Source organism: Bifidobacterium asteroides, assembly GCF_003202755.1.
GTDB classification, from domain to species: domain Bacteria; phylum Actinomycetota; class Actinomycetes; order Actinomycetales; family Bifidobacteriaceae; genus Bombiscardovia; species Bombiscardovia asteroides_F.
The window spans coordinates 165,495-186,041 of record NZ_QGLK01000004.1 but is presented as its reverse complement, the minus strand read 5'-3'; the positions used below and the strand labels follow the sequence as shown (position 1 = coordinate 186,041).

The 20,547-nt window shown below is 64.0% G+C and carries 16 protein-coding genes and 2 riboswitches; of the genes, 12 read left to right on the top strand and 4 right to left on the bottom strand.

The genetic code is table 11. The features are described from left to right. Positions 1-41 precede the first annotated feature (41 nt). From DKK74_RS04870 to DKK74_RS04845, 6 genes are all read left to right on the top strand, one after another. Positions 42-1,421 (top strand): alpha/beta fold hydrolase, encoded by a 1,380-nt coding sequence (locus DKK74_RS04870; RefSeq protein WP_110413056.1) that lies wholly within the window; start codon positions 42-44, stop codon positions 1,419-1,421. Positions 1,422-1,431: 10 nt separating this feature from the next. Further along, positions 1,432-2,235, top strand: a complete 804-nt coding sequence (gene proC, locus DKK74_RS04865; protein WP_045924586.1) for a pyrroline-5-carboxylate reductase — start codon at positions 1,432-1,434, stop codon at positions 2,233-2,235. Between the two features lie 56 nt (positions 2,236-2,291). Next, entirely contained in the window at positions 2,292-3,398 is a 1,107-nt protein-coding gene (ychF, locus tag DKK74_RS04860; protein WP_045924585.1) for a redox-regulated ATPase YchF, read from the top strand. After that, on the top strand, positions 3,395-4,195 hold the full coding sequence (locus DKK74_RS04855; protein WP_110413055.1) for an alpha/beta fold hydrolase: 801 nt from the start codon (positions 3,395-3,397) through the stop codon (positions 4,193-4,195). The genes ychF and DKK74_RS04855 overlap by 4 nt, the downstream gene beginning before the upstream one ends. 54 nt (positions 4,196-4,249) lie before the next feature. Further along, complete coding sequence (locus DKK74_RS04850; RefSeq protein WP_110413054.1) at positions 4,250-5,050, top strand: L,D-transpeptidase; 801 nt, start codon at positions 4,250-4,252, stop codon at positions 5,048-5,050. A gap of 106 nt (positions 5,051-5,156) precedes the next feature. Beyond that, positions 5,157-6,164: a bile acid:sodium symporter family protein gene (locus tag DKK74_RS04845; RefSeq protein ID WP_110413053.1), complete on the top strand. Its 1,008-nt coding sequence runs from the start codon at positions 5,157-5,159 to the stop codon at positions 6,162-6,164. Positions 6,165-6,197: 33 nt separating this feature from the next. Here DKK74_RS04845 and DKK74_RS04840 read toward each other — a convergent pair whose 3' ends face one another. The 4 genes from DKK74_RS04840 to DKK74_RS04825 form a co-directional block, all read right to left on the bottom strand. Further along, positions 6,198-6,599 (bottom strand): fluoride efflux transporter FluC, encoded by a 402-nt coding sequence (locus tag DKK74_RS04840; protein WP_110413052.1) that lies wholly within the window; start codon positions 6,597-6,599, stop codon positions 6,198-6,200. Continuing rightward, positions 6,596-7,033 carry a FluC/FEX family fluoride channel gene (locus DKK74_RS04835; protein ID WP_181414923.1) on the bottom strand — a complete coding sequence of 146 codons (438 nt, stop codon included), beginning with the start codon at positions 7,031-7,033 and terminating at the stop codon, positions 6,596-6,598. The genes DKK74_RS04840 and DKK74_RS04835 overlap by 4 nt, the downstream gene beginning before the upstream one ends. Before the next feature lie 90 nt (positions 7,034-7,123). Beyond that, a riboswitch (Fluoride riboswitch) is annotated at positions 7,124-7,196 on the bottom strand. Positions 7,197-7,234: 38 nt separating this feature from the next. Further along, on the bottom strand, positions 7,235-8,611 hold the full coding sequence (locus DKK74_RS04830; RefSeq protein WP_181414922.1) for an ABC transporter ATP-binding protein: 1,377 nt from the start codon (positions 8,609-8,611) through the stop codon (positions 7,235-7,237). Continuing rightward, positions 8,608-10,347 carry an ABC transporter permease gene (locus tag DKK74_RS04825; protein WP_181414942.1) on the bottom strand — a complete coding sequence of 580 codons (1,740 nt, stop codon included), beginning with the start codon at positions 10,345-10,347 and terminating at the stop codon, positions 8,608-8,610. The genes DKK74_RS04830 and DKK74_RS04825 overlap by 4 nt, the downstream gene beginning before the upstream one ends. 97 nt (positions 10,348-10,444) lie before the next feature. Beyond that, a riboswitch (M-box (ykoK) riboswitch) is annotated at positions 10,445-10,603 on the bottom strand. A 133-nt stretch (positions 10,604-10,736) separates the two neighbouring features. On the opposite strand from DKK74_RS04825, the gene DKK74_RS04820 reads away from it, so the two are divergent. From DKK74_RS04820 to mfd, 6 genes are read left to right on the top strand one after another with little or no spacing between them, the layout of a single operon-like run. Beyond that, on the top strand, positions 10,737-11,369 hold the full coding sequence (locus DKK74_RS04820; RefSeq protein WP_110413048.1) for an NAD(P)H-dependent oxidoreductase: 633 nt from the start codon (positions 10,737-10,739) through the stop codon (positions 11,367-11,369). After that, positions 11,366-12,529 carry a glycosyltransferase family 4 protein gene (locus DKK74_RS04815; RefSeq protein WP_110413047.1) on the top strand — a complete coding sequence of 388 codons (1,164 nt, stop codon included), beginning with the start codon at positions 11,366-11,368 and terminating at the stop codon, positions 12,527-12,529. Before DKK74_RS04820 ends, DKK74_RS04815 begins: the two co-directional genes overlap by 4 nt. Positions 12,530-12,538: 9 nt before the next feature. Next, the gene (locus DKK74_RS04810) at positions 12,539-15,745 is read left to right on the top strand and encodes a UPF0182 family membrane protein (RefSeq protein WP_110413046.1); all 3,207 of its coding nucleotides are present in this window, start codon (positions 12,539-12,541) and stop codon (positions 15,743-15,745) included. Continuing rightward, entirely contained in the window at positions 15,742-16,272 is a 531-nt protein-coding gene (locus DKK74_RS04805) for a GNAT family N-acetyltransferase (protein WP_258334460.1), read from the top strand. The genes DKK74_RS04810 and DKK74_RS04805 overlap by 4 nt, the downstream gene beginning before the upstream one ends. Positions 16,273-16,312: 40 nt before the next feature. Next, positions 16,313-16,912, top strand: coding sequence for an aminoacyl-tRNA hydrolase (gene pth / locus DKK74_RS04800; protein ID WP_110413045.1), 600 nt, complete (start codon positions 16,313-16,315; stop codon positions 16,910-16,912). Further along, on the top strand, positions 16,902-20,504 hold the full coding sequence (gene mfd, locus DKK74_RS04795; RefSeq protein WP_110413044.1) for a transcription-repair coupling factor: 3,603 nt from the start codon (positions 16,902-16,904) through the stop codon (positions 20,502-20,504). Before pth ends, mfd begins: the two co-directional genes overlap by 11 nt. Positions 20,505-20,547 lie beyond the last annotated feature (43 nt).

Sequence of the window (20,547 nt, the reverse complement as noted above, 5' to 3'; positions counted from 1 at the left end):
CGACAATGAACCCGACTGACCTATAGGAAAGGAGCCAGGGTATGACCAACCAGGGATACTATCTGCCGGGACTCTGCGTGAGTGAGGGGTCCATCCCCGTTCCTCTGGATTGGGCGGGCAGTGAACCTGGCGTCTGGCGAGTCGAAGTTAATTCGGATCAGGCGGTCCTCCGTTGCTTCTACCGCGTAGTCTGCGCCCCTGAGCACATTCACGACGACCTACCGCTGCTGGTCTACCTGCAAGGCGGACCCGGGTATGGGGCTCCACGGCCGCTGAGCGCCGCTGCCGACGGGTGGATGGCCGAGGCCCTGCGCCACTTCCGCATTGTCCTGCCCGATCAAAGGGGTACAGGTCGGTCCAGCGCCATCGACGGAACCACCATGGCATCCATAGGAGAGCCCCGTGCCCAGGCCGATTATCTGAAGCATTTTCTGGCGGACTCCATCATCCGGGACTTCGAGCACCTGCGTCGCACGGTCTTCGCTGGCTGTCCCTGGGTGGCCTTGGGTCAGAGTTTCGGCGGCTATCTGACCCTGGCCTACCTGTCGAACTTCCCCCAGGGGCTGGCTGCGGCCTTCACCGCCGGGGGCGTGCCTCATATCCCCACTGATGCCTACGAGCTATTCTCTCATACCTTCACCAAAATGGCTCAGCGGTCCCAGGCCTTCTACCAGCGCTATCCGAGGGATCAAGACCGTGTGGCGGCCATTGCCGACCGGCTGGCCCAGGGTGATGTGGTCCTGCCCGGCGGCGACCCTTTGAGCGTGGAGCGGCTGCAGACCCTGGGCGTCGACCTGGGCAAGAGCGGCGGGTTCGAACGTCTCCACTGGCTGTTGGACACGGCCTTCCTGGACGGCGACGGCAGCCTGCCCGCTTCCGGAGCTAGCAGCTCCCGAGCCACCCTCTCGCAGACCTTCCTGGAAGGGGTGCGGGCGGCTACCTCGGTCAGCCCGCTCTACTGGCCCTTGCAAGAGTTTATCTACGCCGACGGGGACTGCGGCCCCCTGCACTGGGCAGGGCAGCGGGTGCGCGATGCCCGACCCGAATTCGATACTGCTGCCCGACCGCTCATGTTCACCGGGGAGGCGATCTTCCCTTGGATGTTCGAGCAGGAGTCCGCCCTGCGTCCCTTCGGTCCGGCGGTCAGCCTGCTCATGGAGGAGGGCTCCTGGGGCCACCTTTACGATCCCGACCGTCTGGCTGACAATCAGGTTCCCCTACAGGCCGTGGTCTACGCCGACGACCTCTACGTGCCCTCCGAGCTCCAGCTGGACACCCTCTCGCGTGTGGGCCACGCCCATGCCTGGGTGACCAACGAGTTCGAGCACGACGGCATGCACGGGGACAGGGTCTTCGCCCACCTCTACAGGCTGGCCCTGGAGCGCGGCGATCTGGAGGGGCTCTTCCTGGCGCGCGGCTAGACTTGAGGACATGAACACGGACTCATTGACTCTTGGATTCATCGGATACGGCAACATGGCCCAAGCCATGGCCCAGGGGCTTGTCGACGCGGGTGTGCTGCCCGGCGGCCGGATTGTGGCTTGCGCAGCCCACTATGACCGGCTAGTGGAGCGGACGGCTCAGCTAGGTGTGCGGCCCATGCACTCCGGCACCGAGGTGGCCGCGGCTGCCGACCTTGTGATTCTGGCCGTCAAGCCGGGGCAGGTGGCCCAGGTCTGCGAGCCCATCCGCCATGAGCTGGCTGATCCGGACCGCATGGTCCTGTCCGTGGTGGGCGGCATGACCCTTGAGGACTATGCCGACATCCTGGAGGAGGGCACCCACCTGATCTGCGCCATCCCCAACACCCCCATTTCAGTGGGGCAGGGGATTCTGGTCACTCAGGAGGACGATACCCTGACCGACCAGCAACGGGAGCTCTTCACCCAGGTCTTTGACCCGGTGGCCATGATCGAGCGTTTGCCCCGGGAGCTGGTCTCGGTGGGGACGACCATCGCCGGATGTGCGCCCGCCTACACGGCCATGTATATGGAGGCTCTGGCTGACGCTGGGGTGGAGCATGGGCTGCCCAGGCAGGCGGCCTACCGGCTGGCGGCGCGAATGGTGGAGGGGACTGGAGCCCTCTACCTGGCCACCGGCACCAACCCCGGGGCCATGAAGGACGCGGTCTGCTCACCGGGCGGAACCACAATCAAGGGTGTTGCATCCTTGGAGAAGCACGGCTTCCGTGGAGCGGTTATTGAGGCTATTGATGCGGTGGAGCGCGGCGACTGAGCCTGCCGCTCTATGGGGAGCCACGCCGGGGCAGTCCGGGCAATAGACTGGTGGATATGTCGTTAACCATAGGAATCGTCGGGCTGCCCAACGTTGGCAAGTCCACACTCTTCAACGCCCTCACCCGCAACAATGTTCTGGCGGAGAACTACCCCTTCGCCACCATAGAGCCCAACACTGGCATCGTGCCCCTGCCCGACGACCGGCTGCCTGTTCTGGCCAAGCTGGTCCACACGGACAAGATCGTACCCGCCACGGTCACCTTCGTGGACATCGCCGGCATCGTCAAGGGGGCCTCGGAGGGGGAAGGGCTGGGCAACCAGTTCTTGGCCAACATCCGCGAGGCCGACGCCATCTGCGAGGTGGTCCGCGCCTTCAATGACGACGACATCGTGCACGTCAACGGCAAGGTGGATCCGGCCGACGACATCGACACCATCAACACCGAGCTGATTCTGGCCGACATGCAGACCATCGACAAGGCCCTGCCCAAGCTGGAGAAGGATCAGCGTGGGGGCAAGATCAAGCCCGCCTACCTGGACACCGTCCGCAAGGCCAAGGAGATTCTTGGACAGGGGCGGACCATCGACCAGGCGGCCCAGGCCGGGGACATCGACAAGGATGAGCTCTACGACCTGCATCTGATGACTGCCAAGCCTTTTATCTACGTCTTCAACGTGGATGACGACGAACTGCAGAATGAGGACTTGAAGAAGCAGCTGGCCGACTCCGTGGCTCCCGCTCCCGCCATCTTCCTCAACGCCCAGTTCGAGTCCGAGCTGACCGAGCTGGACGAGGCCGACGCCCGCGAGATGCTGACCGATGCCGGGCTCAAGGAGTCCGGCCTGGACCAGCTGGCCCGGGTGGGCTTCGATATCCTCGGCCTGCAGACCTTCCTGACCGCCGGGGTCAAGGAGGTGCGCGCCTGGCAGATCCACAAGGGCTGGACCGCCCCCCAGGCCGCCGGGGTCATCCACACCGACTTCGAGAAGGGCTTTATCAAGGCCGAGGTGGTCTCCTACGACGACTTCGTGGCCGCCGACGGCTCCTACGCCAAGGTGCGCGAGGAGGGCAAGATGCGCCTTGAGGGCAAGGACTACGTCATGCAGGACGGCGACATCGTGGAGTTCAAGACCGGCATCCCCTCCGGCTCCAAGAAGTGAGCGCCCGTCCCGGGTTCGCCATTCGCCGGGGTCATGGGCTGCCGCTGATCTTCGTGCACGGGTCCGGCGTGGACCACCACATCTTCGATGACCTGGACCCCGTCTTCGAGCGGGTGGGCGGATTCAAGCGGATCTACCTGGACCAGCCCGGCTTCGGCCGCACGCCGCCCGACCCGTCCATTCTCGACCTGGACGGCCTGGCCCGGTGGCTGGATGAGCAGGTGGATATTTTCAGCGGCGGCGGCCCCTTCGCCCTGGTGGGCAACTCCCTGGGCGGGCTGCTCAGCCGCCATGCCGCCGCCGGGCGTCTGGACCGTTGCCGGGGGATGGCCCTGCTCTCCTCGGTGGTCGACCCGGTGACCGCCCACAGGCGTCTGCCCCCGCGTCAGGTGCTGGTCCGGGACGACCAGGGCCTGGCCGACGTGGACGAGTTCACCAGGCATGCCTACCGGCAGATGGCCGTGGTGGAGTCCCGGGAGCATCTTGAGGCCTACCAACGCACCATCATGCCCGGCATTCGTTCTGCCGATGCCGATACGGTGGCTCGAATGGAGGTGCGCTACCAGCTGGATATGGACTTCGACCAGGTCTGGTCCGGGTTCATAGCCCCTGTGCTCTTCGTCTGCGGCCGCCAGGACGACCGTGTGGGCTACCTGGACCAGTTCGACCTGGCCTGCCGTTTCCCCCGGGCCTCCTACTCGGTGCTGGACCGGTCCGGCCACAATGTGCAGATTGAGCAGACCACCTTGGTTTGCGGCCTGCTGGATGACTGGGCCAGACAGGTGCTGAAAGGCTGAGTCAGCCCTGTGTCCTTCTGCCGCTAAAATGAACTGTGCGTACAGGTGCGTTCAATGGCGACGAAAGGGAAGGACATGGCTGTCTGGGGATTGGATAGCAAACGCCTTAAGCAGCGTGTGCTTGCCATGCTCCGTTGGCTGCTGGACCCTGTTCGTCGCACGCCTGTGGTAGTGACAAGCGCACTACTGGCGCTGTTGCTAACAGTCCTGATCGTCAACCTAATCCAGCCGGTGGATGCGGCTCATGCAGAACGATCAGCAGATGCGAGTGCTTCTAGCGCATCCACCGTTTCGGTGAGACGGTTCCCCGAGGTGCATCATCACAGCAAACCTAATTCCTCTTCATCAGCCGCAAGGGTTCAGGCGAATGAGCAGACAAAGGTTCAGAGGACAGACCCTGCTGGTACCTCCACCCAACCTGTCGATTGGCTCAAGCCTTCGCAGCAGATCGATTACCCGGATTCTGCAGCCCATCCTGGCCTCTCCCTGGAGGTCAGCCTTCAGGACCAGCGGGTTTATGTGCGCGACGGGTCCGAACTGCTCTACACCATGTATGCCTCGTCGGGCATGGGTGACTCCACGCCCAGGGGAAGCTTCCGCATCCAAGCCGAACGTGGCGACCACTTCTACAATCCCAGTGAGGGGATGGGCGCCCGTTACTACACCAGTTTTTTGAACCACGGGGTCTTCCTCTTCCACTCGGTTCCCACTGATTCCAGCGGCAGCTACATCAAGGAGGAAGCCGACCTGTTGGGCGTCCGACCCAGCTCCCACGGTTGCATCCGACTGACGGTGCCCGACGCTCGATGGATCATGCAGTATGTGCCCACCGGTACGCCCGTCTTGGTCAAGTGAATTTCAGCACGTCCAAAATGTGACCATTCACCTGCGCACACGCCTTGGGTTTCCTAATTTTGCCCCTACCACAGAGAGAACAATCGAGAGGAAGTGGTCAGGAATCATGCAAAAGGTGCAGCGGTTCAGTGACTGGTTGACTAAGTGGTTTATCCTGGTGGTCCTAGCGTGGGCTGCCATCAACTTCTTTGTCCCGCAGATTAGCATTTGGGCCCGCAGCTACACCAACTACTTCCTGAGCATTATTCTCTTCGGCATGGGGCTGACCCTGAGCCTGGACGACTTCAAGCGAATCGTCAAAATGCCGCTCATGGTCATCGTCGGCACCGTGGCCCACTACCTGATCATGCCCCTGCTGGCCGTGCTGCTCTGCCGCATCTTCCGGCTGGACGGCATGATCGCCGTGGGAGTCATCCTGGTGGGCTGCTGCCCCTCGGGAACCTCATCCAACGTCATGTCTTACCTGTCGCGTGGCGACGTTGCCCTGGACGTGTCCATAGGCTTGCTTTCCACACTGTGTGCACCCTTCATGATCCCCATGCTGATGAACCTGCTGGCCAGCCAGTATGTGGCCATCCCCACCAAGCAGCTCTTCCTGACCGCCCTCGAGGTGGTGCTCATCCCCATCGCCCTGGGCCTGGCCGTCCACGCCTTCTTCAAGGAGAAGGTGCAGAAGGTGACCGTGGCCCTGCCGGCAGTCTCGCAGATCGCCATCCTGATCATCATCGGCGTGGTAGTCTCCGTCAACCATGCCAAGCTCTTCACCGCTGCTACCGCCTTGGTACTGCCGGTGGTCATGCTCCACAACCTGTGCGGGTATGGGCTGGGCTTCCTCTTCAGCCGGCTCATGTACCGCATCTACCCCAAGGGGTTCCGCTACGCCCAGCAGAAGGCCATCACCTTCGAGGTGGGCATGCAGGATTCTGGACTGGGCGCGACCCTGGCCCTGCAGGCCTTCGCCGCCGACCCGATTGTGGCCATACCCTCCACCTTCTTCAGCGTCTGGCACAACATCTCCGGCTCGGTGCTGTCCGCCTGGTGGCGTCGGCATGACGACCGTCTGGGGATTGCCGCCGACTCCGCCCAGGGTCGTCCGGAACCGGCTCGCGCCTAGGTTCCGCAGCTCCTCGATTGCTGGCTGGATCTGCTACATGCCCGGTCCGGCCAGCAGGAAACCCAGGGCTGTCAGCAGGGGCGGCAGGAGCATTGAGGCTGCCAGATAGCCAAGAGCCGCCAGATGCCGTCTCTGCCGGGTCAGGGCCAACACTTCGTTGACCGCTGTCGAGAAGGTGGAGAAGCCGCCCAGCAGTCCTGTGGCCAGCAGCAGCCGTCCCCAGGCGGGCAGTCCGTGGAAGGCGGCCAGGGCGGCCACCAGTCCTGCAGCCAATCCGGCCAGCAGGTTGATGATCATGGTCGACAGGTTGATGATCATGGTCGAGAGGGGCAGGTCCACCTGCCAGCGGGCCTTGACCAGGGTATCCAACAGGTAGCGAAGTCCGGCACCCAGGCCGCCGCACAGGCAGATCAGCAATGTAAATGCAATGGTCATCGCACACCCGCCTGGATGTGTGCGGCCAGACGTGCTCCCAGCGCGGCCATAGCCCAGGAGACCATCAGGCCTCCGGCAAAGGAGACCAGCAGGTAGGCAAGGGTTGCCTGGATTTGACCGCCCGATAGGCCTTGGACCAATTCCAGCGAGAGGGTGGACATGGTCGACAGCCCTCCGCACAGGCCCATGCCCAGGCCCCTGTTGGTCAGTTGCCTTTGGCGCGCGTGTGCGCTTTTGGGCAGCCCGGCCAGGAAGGCGGTCAGCAGGGCGTAGCCTGCGCAGGCGATTAGGTTGGCCAGGAGGGTTCCCGGATGCAGCGGGCCGCTCTGGCCCGGCAGCAGGCTCAGGGCGTACCGGCAGCCGGTGCCCAGGGTTCCGCCCAGCATCACCACCAGGGTTGTGGCCATGTCAGGTCCGGTAGGGGGTTTGGTCATTGGAGGCCTCGGTTCCCGACGGATCAGCGTCCGCAGGGTCGGGCTTAATGGCATGCACCTGCACCCAGCCCGCAGACGGGGTCGTCGAATCATGGTGCAGGAACTATCAGCAGTTTGCGGTTCGGGGCTCAAGCCCCGGGCGGGTTCCATCGCCCGGAGCACATTCTAGGAGTGGAAGGGGACCGTAGCTGCCGCGACTACTCACTCGGTGTGGTTCTCCGGGTCCAGCGTCAGCCGGTCGTCGTCGGCATCGTAGTCGAAGAGCTCGCCGTAACGGCCCCAGGTGATGGCGGTGTCGAACTGCTGGACGGCCTCCTTGTCCGAGTGGTGGGCCCGCAGCAGGTCCAGGATAAGAGAGCCGTGCAGACTCTTGTCGTCACTATTCTTCAGGGCCCGGTCGATGATGCGGATCAGCGGAACATGATCCATCAGCATGCGTGAGAACATCTCCTTGCTCTCCAGGATGTCGGCATCGTGCCAGGCCCGGCCTTGGTCGGTCAGCCTGACGTGCCCGTTGTCCGCCTGGAAGATGCCCAGCATGAGTCCGGCGTCGATCAGGGGGAAAAGGTCGTCCACTTCGAAGGAGAGCTTGGCGGCCAGGTCGGCCAGGTCCATGCCGTTGGGCTGGTTGACCATGACATCGGCCAGACCGGCAAGGCCGCCGGGGGTTGCGTCGGGCAGGTTGCGCTCGGCGGTCTCCTCGTCCCGCACCGAGTCTCGCACGGCCTGACGATTGCGCACCTTGGTCTGCAGGCGGCGGCGGATATCCTCGCTGTCGCGCTGGCCGGTCAGGATGGAGTAGAGGTAGTCCACGCAGGACTGGAAGAGGTCGGACTGCTTGTCCCGAGGCCTGTCCAGGTTGATGGGCACGTTGGCGATGACCCGGCCGGGATGCGAGTCCAAGACCAGGACCCGGTCGGCCATCTCCACCGCCTCCTCGATGTTGTGGGTGACGATCAGGACCGACTTGACGCTGCCTGCCTCCTCGGACCAGACCTTGAGGACCTCCTGGCGAAGATTCTCGGCGGTCAGCACGTCCAGGGCCGAGAAGGGCTCGTCCATGAAGAGGGCATCAGGCTTGAGGACCAGGGCCCGGGCGATGCCCACACGCTGGCGCATGCCGCCGGATAGCTCCTTGGGGTAGGCGCTCTCGAAGCCGTCCAGGCCGATGGCGTCGATGGCGGCCAGGGAGAGTTTCTCGCGCTCCTTCTTGGGCACGCCACGGGCCTGCAGGCCCAGCTCGACGTTGTCCTTGACGGTCAGCCAGGGCATCAGGGCGAAGCTCTGGAAGACCAGGGCCACGCCGGGGTTGGGCCCGTCCAGCTGCTTGCCCCGGTATTCGACGCTGCCCTTGCTGGCCGGGACCAGGCCGGCCAGGATGCGCAGCAGGGTGGACTTGCCAGCACCGGAACGGCCCAGGATGGCCACCACCTCGCCCTCGTGCAGGGTGAAGTCGATGTTGTCCAGGACGGTCAGCTCCGCGCCCTTGTCAGACTGGTAGGTCTTGGTCACGTGCTCGGCCGTGATGATCCCGTTGGAATTGATCTTGGTCATTGTCGAACCTTTCAGACTTCTCATGTCAGGGAATAGCGCCGTTGTGCCAGTGATTGCAGGGGAGACCAGAAGAACCGGTCGGCCAGGACCACGAAGATGCTCATCACGGCCACACCAAGGATGATGCGCGGAGTGTCGCCGGTGGCGGTCACCTGGGCGATGTAGGCACCCAGGCCTCGGGCCGTCAGTTCGGTTTTGCCGTAGGAGACCACCTCGGAGACGATGGAGGCGTTCCAGGCCCCGCCGGCCGCTGTGATGCCGCCGGTGCACCATGAGCCGAACAGTGCAGGCAGGATCAGGGTCTTCCATCGTTGCCAGCGGTTCTGGCCCAGGCTGCGAGACATCTCCAGCAGGTCGTCGGGGATGGCCGAGGCCCCGGCGATGACGTTGAAGAGGATGTACCACTGGGTGCCCAGGGCCATGAGCAGGATGCTGCCCCAGTTGATGTCGATCCGCCAGATGATGAAAACCATGGTGACGAAGGGGAAGATGAAGTTGGCCGGGAAGGAGGCCAGGATCTGCACCAGGGGCTGCAGGTAGCGGGAGATGCGCGGATTCATGCCGATCAGAGCACCTATCGGGACCCAGACGATGGTGCAGACCACCATCAGGATCAGCACTCGCAGGAAGGTCAGCAAACCTAGCTGGAAGACGTGCCCGACCTCGCCCAGGCCCAGAGGATGGATGACCATACGGTCCAGCTGCCAGAGACCCCACAGGCCGATCAGGGCCAGGCAGGTCCACCAGACCAGGTCGCTTGCCCGCCTGCGTCCGCCTCCACGGCTCCAACGTGCCCCGGTACGGCCCAAGGGGCGGGTGATCCGGTCCAGCAGGTCGGCCAGGGGGTGGCCCACCAGGCCCAATAGGTCCTTGACTCCGGACAGGCGGATGACCGTCAGCACCAGGCTGCGCCGGGGCTCGGTGGACTGGCTGCTGGTGTAGCGGAACTTCTCTGCCCAGGCGGTCAGCGGCTTCCAGAGCAGGAAGTCAATCAGCAGGACCACTACGATCATGGTCAAGATGGCCAGGCCCACCTTGCCCAGATCCTGCTCGGCGGTGGCCTCCTCCACGAAGGAGCCGATGCCTGGCAGGGCCAGGGTCCTGTTGTTGACTGAGATCATCTCGGAGGCAGTCAGGAAGAACCAGCCGCCGCCCATGCTCATCATGCAGTTCCAGAGCAGGGGGATCATGGAGTTGGGCACGTCCAGCTTCCAGAAGCGCTGCCAACGGGTCAGGCGCATCAGCCTCACCGCCTCGTCCAGGTCAGCGGGCTCGCTGGTCAGGGAGTTATAGAAGGAGAAGGCCATGTTCCAGGCCTGGCTGGTGAAGATGGCAAAGATGGAGGCCGCTTCCACGCCCATGATGGACCCGGGGAATAGGACCAGCCAGATGGAGATGGTGGCCGACAGAAAGCCCAGGACGGGCACCGACTGCAGGATGTCCAGAAGGGGGATGAGCACGGCGCCTAGACGACGGGATCGTGCGGCGGCCAGTCCGAAGAGGAAGGCGAAGACCAGGGAGATGATCAGGGCCGTGAACATGCGGAAGAGGGAGCGCAGCGCATAATAGGGCAGGTTGGTCGGGTCGGTGGAGACGTGCGAGGGAACTCCAGCGGGGCCTATGGGGGCGCCCAAGGCAGGCAGCAGATAGGCCAGGGCCCCCAGCAGGACCAATGCGCCTATGGCTACAGCCAGGCCCGTCCATATGCGGGTGGAGCGCGATGCCTGGCTGCGGTCGTCGTTCAGTGGAGAACGGGTCATTCCTGGCAGTGCGACAGTATTCACGATGGCCTCCCTTCAAGGTGCGGAACATCCCTGTCGGCAGCCTCGAAGACGGCGTGGCGGTCGGCCATGGGCCGACCATTGTCATCGTTCAAGCTTCGGCTTCGCATGGTATTTGGCCCTGCATTAGTCCCTGCCTTGATCCGACGGGGACTGTTGACCTGCGCGGGGTGTCTCCACCACTTTGCGGCAGCATGCCTTGTCCATGCGGTAGCTTCACCTACCGACCACCCAATAACATAGATGGGCCCAGGAGCAGTGTCAAGCATTTGCCGAACCAGTGTTGCCGTCCTTGCCAGGACTGACAATGACAAGGGTCTGCACGCAGTCGGTGCAGGCGCGAAATGGAATGTAAGGAGCGAATCCCCATGAAGATCGTGGCAGTCACGGCCAACCCCGAACCCAAGAGCCTGACCGATGCGGCGGGCAATGCCCTACTGGACGGGGCGGCCGAGGGCGGGGCTCGCACCGAGTTGATCGACCTTTGCGCCGAGGGGTTCAATCCCGTCTTCGGCATGGAGGACAGGACCCACTACCTGGGCCAGGGACCCATGCCCGAGGATGCCCAGGCCATGCAGGAGCGCATCAAGGATGCGGATGTGCTGGCCCTGGTCTTCCCTGTCTACTGGTACAGCATGCCGGCAATCATGAAAGGCTTCATTGACCGGGTCATCTGCCGAGGTTTCGCCTATAACGCTGATGGAACCCCCGGGGCCCTGGCCGGGCGCCGGGTGGAGCTGGTCATGCTAACCGGCGGGGAAAAGGAATGGTACCAGTCCAGCGGCATCGGAGAGGCCCTGGACAACCAGCTGTGCAGGCAGACCTTCCTCAAGTACTGCGAGGTCGCGCAGGTGGAGACCATCTATGTGGACAATCTGGATTCGGGCAACGACGAGCAGCAGGCGCGCGAGGCAGCCGACCGGCACCTGGTGGCCTTGGCCCTCAAGGGTCGCCAGCTGGCCGCAGGGACCGAACCTGAAGCAGGCCAGGACGCTCAGTGACGCTCAGCATTGGGTTCGTCTTCGATGACACCCTGGATGTGTTTGACGGGGTCCAGCAGCACATTCTGACCCTGGGACGTGAGCTGGGCAGGCGGGGCCATAGGGTCCAGTACCTGGTCGGTCAGACCGCCCATCCCCCCGTTGATGGGGTTCACTCCTTGTCCCGCAACGTCATGGTCTCCTTCAACGGCAACAGGATGCGCATACCTCTGCCTGCACCCAAGGCGCCCATCCGCCGGGTCCTGGAGGCCGGACACTTCGATCTCCTGCACGTCCAAGCCCCTTACAGCCCCTTCCTGGCCGGTCGGGTCATCCGGGCCGCGAACCCGGCAACGGCCCTGGTGGCCACCTACCACATCGCCCCCACGGGAAACCTGCAGCTGCTGAGCGGTCGGCTTCTGGGGATGATCAACCGCAAGACCCATAGACGCATCGACAGGGTCATCGCGGTCTCGCCTGTGGCGGCTAGTTACGCCCGGCAGACTGCCGGTGTGACCAGCAGGGTGGTGGCCAATCCCGTGGACGTGGCTGCCCTGCGTCGGGCCCGACAGGCCGCTGGCGACCAGGAGGTGGCACGCCTGCACGGCCAGGGGCCGCATCTGGTTTTTCTGGGAAGGTTCGTGGCCCGCAAGGGGGCAGGGATCCTGCTTTCGGCCCTTCAGGCGGGGGAGCGGTCCGGCATCCTGCCCGAAGGCCTGCATGTGACCATGGCCGGCAAGGGTCCGCTGCTGGAGGACTGCCGTCGAAAGGCCGCCACCCTGCGCACCCCGGTGGCCTTCCCCGGCTTTGTGGACGAGAAGGACAAGCCCGCCCTGCTGGCCTCATCCGACCTGACCGTCTTTCCCTCTACCGGGGGCGAGTCTTTCGGCATCGTCCTGCTGGAGGCCATCGCCTCGGGCACGGCTCCTGTGCTGGCCGGGGACAATCCCGGCTACCGATCCACACTGATGGGTGATGAGCGGGCTCTGATGCCCGTCGACTCGCCCAACACCCCGGAACTGCTGGCCCGGCGAGTTGCCCAGGCTCTGGGGGACCCTTCCTGGAGGCGGAAGGTGCGCCATGACCAGCTTGCGCTCTTGGACCGCTACGATGTGACCACCGTGGTCGATCAAGTGGAGGAGGTCTACAGGCAAGCCATTCAAGACCGGCGTCTCATGTAGGCTAGGTACATGTCATTCTTTGATTTCTTCGGCTCCATGTTCGACCCTGAGGGCGGTCCAGGCGGACCAGGTCGGCGTCGCAATGAAGACGACCCGGTCATCCTGCACGTGCAAACCGATGGGGAGGGTTCTGACCAGGGGGGCAGCGGTACACCCCGTTTCCGCTTCCCCGGACCAGGTGACCCCCGGCTGACTTCCCGTAAGAAGGGCAATCAAGGGCCTTCCCGGGGCTCGAGGATCCTAGCCGTGGTTGTGGCCGTCGTCCTGGTCGTCTTCCTGCTCCTGTTCGCGCTCAGTCGCTTCATCACCGATGTCATGTGGTTCTCCCAGCTGGGAGCGGCACAGATCGTCTGGACCCAGCTGGGCATCAAGGTGGGTCTGTGGCTGGCCTATGCACTGCTGCTGGCTGCGGTGACCCTGCTCTCGGCCATCCTGGCCATCCACAGCCGCCCCGATTCGCCTGACGGGTCTACTATCAGAGTCAGGGGCGATCTGATCGAGGTGGGCAAGGGAGTCTCTTCACGCACGGCGCTCAAGGTGGCCGTGGTGGTCTCCCTGGTCGTCGGCGTCTTCTTCGGCTTCCAGTTCAACGCCGACTGGAAGCAGGTACTCCTACTTTTCAACGCCCAGTCCTTCGGGGTGCGCGACCCCCAGTTTGGCCTGGACAACGGCTTCTATGTCTTCATCTTGCCTGGCCTGCAGCTGCTGGTCTCCTCCCTGCTGATGATGCTGCTGGCGGCCACGATATTCAGCCTGGTCACCAACTTCCTCATGGGTGGCATTCGCTTGACCATGCCCGTGCATGGACACGGCATTTTGGAGATGACCCGTCCCGCCCGCCGCCAGGTGGCCCTCTGGCTGGTCCTGTTCATGCTGGTCTGGGCGGGTGACACCGCCCTGGGCGTCTTCGGCAGGCTGACCGAGGAGGGTGATCGGATCACCGGCGCCTCCTACACCTCGGTCAAAGCGGCCATCCCAGTGACTCTGATCATGGCCGTGATCATAGCCCTGCTGGGCATAATCCTGGCCGTCTGGATTCTGAGGTCGCCCACCCTGGAACCCGGTCGTGTCCATGCAGGATCCCTGGGTTCGGCCGTCAAGCAGTGGAGGATTCCCGCTCTGGCTGTAGCCGTTACTATCGTTCTGTCCCTGCTGTTGACCGTCTTCTGGCCGGCACTGGTCCAGCGCTTCCGGGTCAACCCCAACGCCCAGGAGATGGAGTCCGCCTACATCCAGCGCAACATCGCCGCCACCACCAACGCCTATGGGCTGGACAAGCTCAAGACCGAGGCCTATGACGCCACCACCGAGGTCCAGTCGGGCGCACTCTCCCGTGATGCGGAGACCACAGCCCAGATTCGTCTGTTGGATCCCCAGGTGGTCTCGCCCACCTTCCGGCAGCTGCAGCAGTCCAAGCAGTACTACACCTTCGAGGACACCCTGGCCGTCGACAAGTACGACATCGATGGAGTCAGCCAGGATACGGTCATCGGCGCTCGCGAGCTGGACCTGGAGGGCAACGACAACCGCAACTGGGTCAACGACCATACGGTCTTCACCCACGGCTACGGCATTGTGGCCGCCTACGGCAACAAGGTCACCCCGGACGGGCAGCCCGAATTCTTCGAGCAGGACATCCCAACCAAGGGCAAGCTGACCGACAGCCAGCACTATGAGCCGCGAATCTACTTCTCGCCCAACGCGCCCGAGTACTCCATCGTCGGCGCCCCCCAGGGCTCATCGGGCTGGGAGTTCGACTATCCCACCGGCTCCAAGGGAGCCACCAACACCTTCAAGGGCAACGGCGGCCCCTCGGTGGGCAACTTCCTGGCCCGGGTCCTCTACGCCATCCGCTTTGGATCCGACCAGATCCTCTTCTCGGACCGCGTCACGCCCGATTCCCAGATCCTTTACAACCGCTCGCCCAAGGAGCGCGTGGCCCAGATCGCCCCCTATCTGACCCTGGACGGGCGCGTCTATCCGGCTGTGGTGGACGGCAGGGTTAAGTGGATCGTCGACGGCTATACCACATCTGATGCCTATCCCTACTCGCAGAAGGTCGACCTGGGTCCCATCACCCAGGACACGACCACTCTGAGCTCCGAAGCCGTCAAGGGCCTGGGTTCCCAAAAGGCCAACTACATCCGCAACTCCGTCAAGGCTACGGTCGATGCCTACGACGGCTCGGTGGATCTGTATGCCTGGGATGCCAAGGATCCTGTGCTCAAGGCCTGGCAGAAGGTCTTCCCCGGCCAGTTCAAGCCGCTCTCATCCATCTCGGGCGACCTGATGAGCCACATGCGCTACCCGGAGAGCCTGTTCAAGGTACAGCGCCAGCTCCTGTCCCAGTACCACGTCAACTCGGCCAGCCAGTTCTTCTCCGGCGAAGACTTCTGGCAGACCCCCGTGGATCCGACCGGGACCAGCAAGGAGCAGAAGGCCGGGATCAAGCAGCCTCCCTACTATCTGACCCTGCAGACCCCGGGGACCGACAAGCCCGCCTTCTCGCTGACCTCCACCTTCATTCCCGCCGGCACCTCCACCAGGGAGATCCTTACCGGGTTCCTGTCCGTGGATTCCGACGCCGGGTCGACCAAGGGGGTGATAGGCCCGGACTACGGGACCATCCGGCTGATGGAGCTGCCCAAGAATTCCAATGTGCCCGGCCCTGGGCAGGCCCAGAACAACTTCAACTCGGATGCTGCGGTCTCGACCGAGCTCAACCTGCTCCAGTCCGGATCCACCAAGGTCAAACGCGGCAACCTGCTGACTCTGCCAATTGGCGGCGGACTGATCTACATCCAGCCGGTATACGTCCAGTCCAGCGGTGCCACCAGCTTCCCCCTGCTCAAGCGGGTTTTGGTGGCCTTCGGAGACAAGGTTTCTTCCTCAGCGACCTTGGATGCGGCTCTTGACAAGACCTTCCAGGGCAACTCGGGCGCATCGGCAGGCGATGCCGACAACACTGGACGCACTAATTCCAATGCTGACCAGAGCAAGCAATCCGATAAGGCTCCAGGTAAGACCGCCGGGTCCGGCGGGGCATCGACCACAGGAGGACAGGCCCTGAAACAGGCCTTGGACAAGGCCAACCAGGCCATGAGCGACGGGGATGCCGCCCTGAAGAAGGGCGACTTCAGCGCCTACGGCGAGGCTCAGAACCGTCTGCGTGAAGCCCTCAAGGAGGCCTCCGACCAGGAGGGCGGCAACAAGTGAGCGCCACCCCGCGTATCCGGCTCTGCCGTCGCGGGGACCTGGAGGCGGTCACCGCCATCTACAACCAGGCGGTCATGGACGGTGGTTCCACGGCGGATACGGCCCCGGTCAGCCTGGACCAGCGCCTGCAATGGTGGCTGGACCACGATCCTGACCAGGGCCATCCGGTCCTGGTCCTGGAGCAGGAGGGCAAGGTGCTGGCCTTCGGCTCCCTGTCGGCCTATTACGACCGGCCCGGCTACCAGGAGACCTGCGAGCTCAGCTATTACGTGGATCGCGACAGTCGTGGACGGGGTCTGGGCGCCCTGATGGTCCATTCCCTGCTGGAGCGCGCCCGGCAGGTGGGCATGCGTCTGGCCGTGGCGATCATCTTCGATGACAATTCGGCTTCCGAGGCCCTGCTGCGCCGGTTCGGTTTCAGCCGCTTCGGCCTCCTGCCCCAGGCCGCCTGGGACCGGTTCGTCCTGCATGATGTCTCCTACTGGAGCCTGTCCCTTGAGCGAAACGGGGTCGGGGAGCCTGTGTAGAATCTCACCGTCCCGTTTGAGAGCAGGAGGTATCACCTACATGGCATCCGATTTCTGGCTGATAGCCGGACTGGGCAACCCGGGTGACGAGTATAAGGGCACCAGGCACAACATGGGCTTCATGTGCGCCGATCTGCTGGCCGAACGCTGGTCGGTCAACCTGCGCGACCACAAGGGTCTGGCCCAGCTGGGCAGGGGCACCCTGGATCTTGACGGACGCCGCATACCCTTCTTCCTGGCCAAGCCGCTGACCTTCATGAACGACTCCGGCGATGCCCTGGCCTCCATCTGCTCCTACTACCACATACCTGTTGGCCGGGTCGTGGTCATCCATGACGACATGGACCTGGATTTCGGCCGGATCAAGGTCAAGGCCGGCGGGTCCTCGGGCGGGCATAATGGCATCCGTTCCATAGACCGTTCCCTGGGCAGCAACGCCTACGCACGGGTCCGCATGGGCGTGGGTCATGCCCGGAGAGGTCCTGACGCCCACCGCCGCACTGTGGACTGGGTTTTGGGCACCTTTGTCGGCGATCAGCGCAAACGCCTGCCTGAGTTCCTGGCCGACGGCGCAGATGCCGCGGAAATCGTGATCACCAAGGGCCTCAGCCAGGCTCAGGAGCAGTTCAATGGTCGATGAGCATACACAGAAGGCGGAACCCCAGGAATCGCTGAACGGGTCCCTGCGTCCTCTCCTGGACGACCTGCAGGCGGATGCTGCCTTCAAGAGGTTGGTCCAAGGAGACTCCGAACCTGCGGCTGACACCGACACCTCCCTTATGGTCCAGGCTCCCCAGGGCATCAGGCCGGCCCTTGCAGCCGCTGCAGCCGGTCGGGCTCCGGTGGTTCTGGTGGTCCCCTCCGAGCGTGACGCCCAGGAAATGACCGGCGCCATCCGCTCCTGGTATGAGGGCGACCCGGGTGACGTGGCCCTGTTGCGCTCCTGGGAGACCCTGCCTCATGAGCGGCTCTCGCCTCGTGCAGACACCGTGGCCTCCAGGATGGCCGTCTTCAGGCGGCTGGCTCATCCGGTCCAGGACGATCCTGACTTCGGGCCCATCCGCATTCTGGTCATGCCCGTGCGCTCCCTGTTGCAGCCCGTGGTCAAGGGCCTGCAGGATGTGGAGCCTCTGGTCTTTCTGCGCGGCCAGGAGCTGCCACTGGACCAGGCGGTCGAAGCTCTGGTCCGCAACGCCTACACCCGGGTGGACCTGGTCATGGAGCGCGGCCAATTCGCTGTCCGAGGTGGCATTCTGGATGTCTTTGTCCCCACCATGGCTCACCCGGTGCGCATCGAGTTCTTCGGCGACGAGGTGGACACCATCCGCAGCTTCCACGCCTCCGACCAGCGCACCTACGGTCCCGACCTGGACCGGATATGGGCGCCGCCCTGCCGCGAGCTGCAGCTGACCGACCAGGTCCGCGTCCGCGCACGTTCCCTGATCGGGAACATTCCCAACGCCGATGACATGCTGGAGTCCATCGCCCAGGCCATTCCTGTCGAAGGCATGGAATCCCTCCTGCCTGCCCTGGTCGACGACCTGGTGCCAGTAGGGTCCATGCTGCCCGAGGGCGCTCTGATTCTGCTGTCGGAGCCGCAGCTGCTGGCTCGCTCCGCTCAGGACCTGGTCAAGACCGCCAACGAGTTCCTGGCCGCCAGCTGGCATGTGGCAGCCTCCGGGCAGGGTTCGGGCGCGCCTATCAGCTTCGACAGGGCCAGTTTCCTGGACTACGACGAGGTCATCTCATCCCTGGAGTACCGCAAAGGGGAGGTCTGGAAGCTGACCGACTTGTCGGTGGACCCGGACCGGGAGGGGACCGAGCGTCTGGATGCCCTGGCCCCGGACCAGTATCGCGGCGACGAGGATCGGGCCGCCTCGGGCATCGCCTCTCTGCTGGAGCGTGGCGACCGGGTTGTGGTGACCGCTCCGGCCCAAGGGACGCTGAGCCGTCTACGTCGGGCCGTGCAGACCACGGGAATCACCGGGCTGGAGTACCACCGCTCCCTGGCTGTGGACGGCTTTGTGGACCAGTCCGCCCATCTGGCCCTGCTGACCGAGCGTGACCTGACCGGGCGCACCAGCGTGGCTGCCGGAAGCAAGACCTCCAACCGTCGGCGCAAGGCCATCGACCTGGACGAGCTCAAGCCCGGTGACTATGTGGTCCACGACCAGCACGGCATCGGCCGCTTCCTGGGCATGCGTCAGCGCAGCGTGGGCGTGGGCCCCAGCAAGGGCAGCCGGGAGTATCTGGTCCTGGAGTACGCCCCCTCTAAGCGCAACGCCCCGCCAGACAAGCTCTTTGTGCCTGCCGACCAGCTGGACCAGGTCAGCCGCTACATCGGTGCCGAGATCCCCAGACTCAACAAGCTGGGCGGATCCGATTGGTCGGCCACCAAGGCCAAAGCCCGCAAGCACGTCCACAAGATTGCCCAGGGACTGGTCAAGCTCTACTCGGCCAGGCAGCGCACCAAGGGCTTCGCCTTCAGCCCAGACACCCCCTGGCAGAAGGAGCTGGAGGATGCCTTCCCCTACCAGGAGACCCCCGACCAGCTGACCGCCATCGACGATGTCAAGGCTGATATGGAGAAGCCGGTGCCCATGGACCGGCTGATCTGCGGGGATGTGGGCTTCGGCAAGACCGAGATAGCCATCCGTGCCGCCTTCAAGGCCGTCCAGGACGGCAAGCAGGTGGTGGTTCTGGTGCCCACGACCCTACTGGTTCAGCAGCACTATCAGACCTTTACCGAGCGCTTCGAAGGCTTCCCGGTGGACGTGGCCGCCATGAGCCGCTTCCAGACCGCCAAGGAGAACCAGGCCACCATGGAGGGCCTGGCCAGCGGGGCCGTAGACGTGGTCATCGGCACCCACAAGCTGCTCAACCCGCGTATCCGCTTCAAGGATCTGGGCCTGATGATCGTGGACGAGGAGCAGCGCTTCGGCGTGGAAGCCAAGGAGACCCTCAAGGCCATGCGGACCAACGTGGACGTCCTGTCCCTGTCTGCTACGCCCATTCCGCGCACCCTGGAGATGGCTGTGACCGGCATTCGGGAGATGTCCACTTTGGCTACGCCCCCCGAGGATCGTCTGCCTGTACTGACCTATGTGGGTGCTTACGAGGATGCTCAGGTGACTGCGGCCATTCGCCGCGAGCTCCTGCGCGGGGGCCAGATCTTCTACATCCACAATCGAGTGGAGGACATCAGCAAGGTTTCGGCCAAGGTGCAGACGCTGGTCCCCGAAGCCAAGGTGGGCGTGGCCCATGGCAAGATGGGGGAGAAGCAGCTGGACGGGGTCATCCGGGACTTCTGGCACCGTGACATCGATGTGCTGGTCTGCACGACCATCGTCGAGACCGGCCTGGATATACCCAACGCCAACACCTTGATTGTGGACCGGGCCGACCGCTTCGGCCTCTCCCAGCTCCACCAGCTGCGAGGCCGTGTGGGGCGAGGCCGTGAGCGCGCTTACGCCTACTTCCTCTACGACCCCAGCAAGCCCATGACTCAGACCGCCCACGACCGGCTGGCCACCATTGCCCAGAATACGGCCCTGGGGTCCGGCTACGACGTGGCCATGAAGGATCTGGAGCTGCGCGGCACCGGCAACCTTTTGGGCGACGAGCAGTCCGGCCATATCGAGGGGGTCGGCTTCGACCTCTACGTGCGCATGGTCTCCGAGGCGGTGGAAGAGTACAAGGAGCCTGGACGGACCGAGCCGGTAACTGTCAGCATCGATCTACCCTTGGAAGCTTCTATTCCGGTGGACTACATTGATTCGGACAAGCTGCGGCTGGAGGCCTACCGCAAGCTGGCCTCGGCCCGCAACGAGCAGGATCTGCGCGATCTGCACGAGGAGCTGACCGACCGATACGGACGGCCGCCGGCCCAGTTCGACACCCTCTTCGCAGTAGCCAGGCTGCGGGCCAAGGCTCGCTCCCTGGGCATTGCGGAGATTGCCTCCCAAGGCTCTCGAGTGCGGATCAGGCCCGTAACCATGCCCGACTCCCTCCAGGCCAGGATCGCACGCATCTACAAGGGCAGCCAGTACCGCCCGGTGACGCAGACCCTGCTGATCCCGGCGCCCTTCGCGGGCTCCCTGGGTTCGGGACCCATGGATTCGGCGGCCATGACCGCCTGGGTGGACACCCTGCTGGACGACTTGGCCTGGGGGCTGCCCAAGTCCTCCGACGATGGCACGCCAGCGGGTCCCGCGCCCGTCCAACAAAACTAGTATCCTGTAAGAGACATCACAACAACTTATTGAAGGAGCAGTT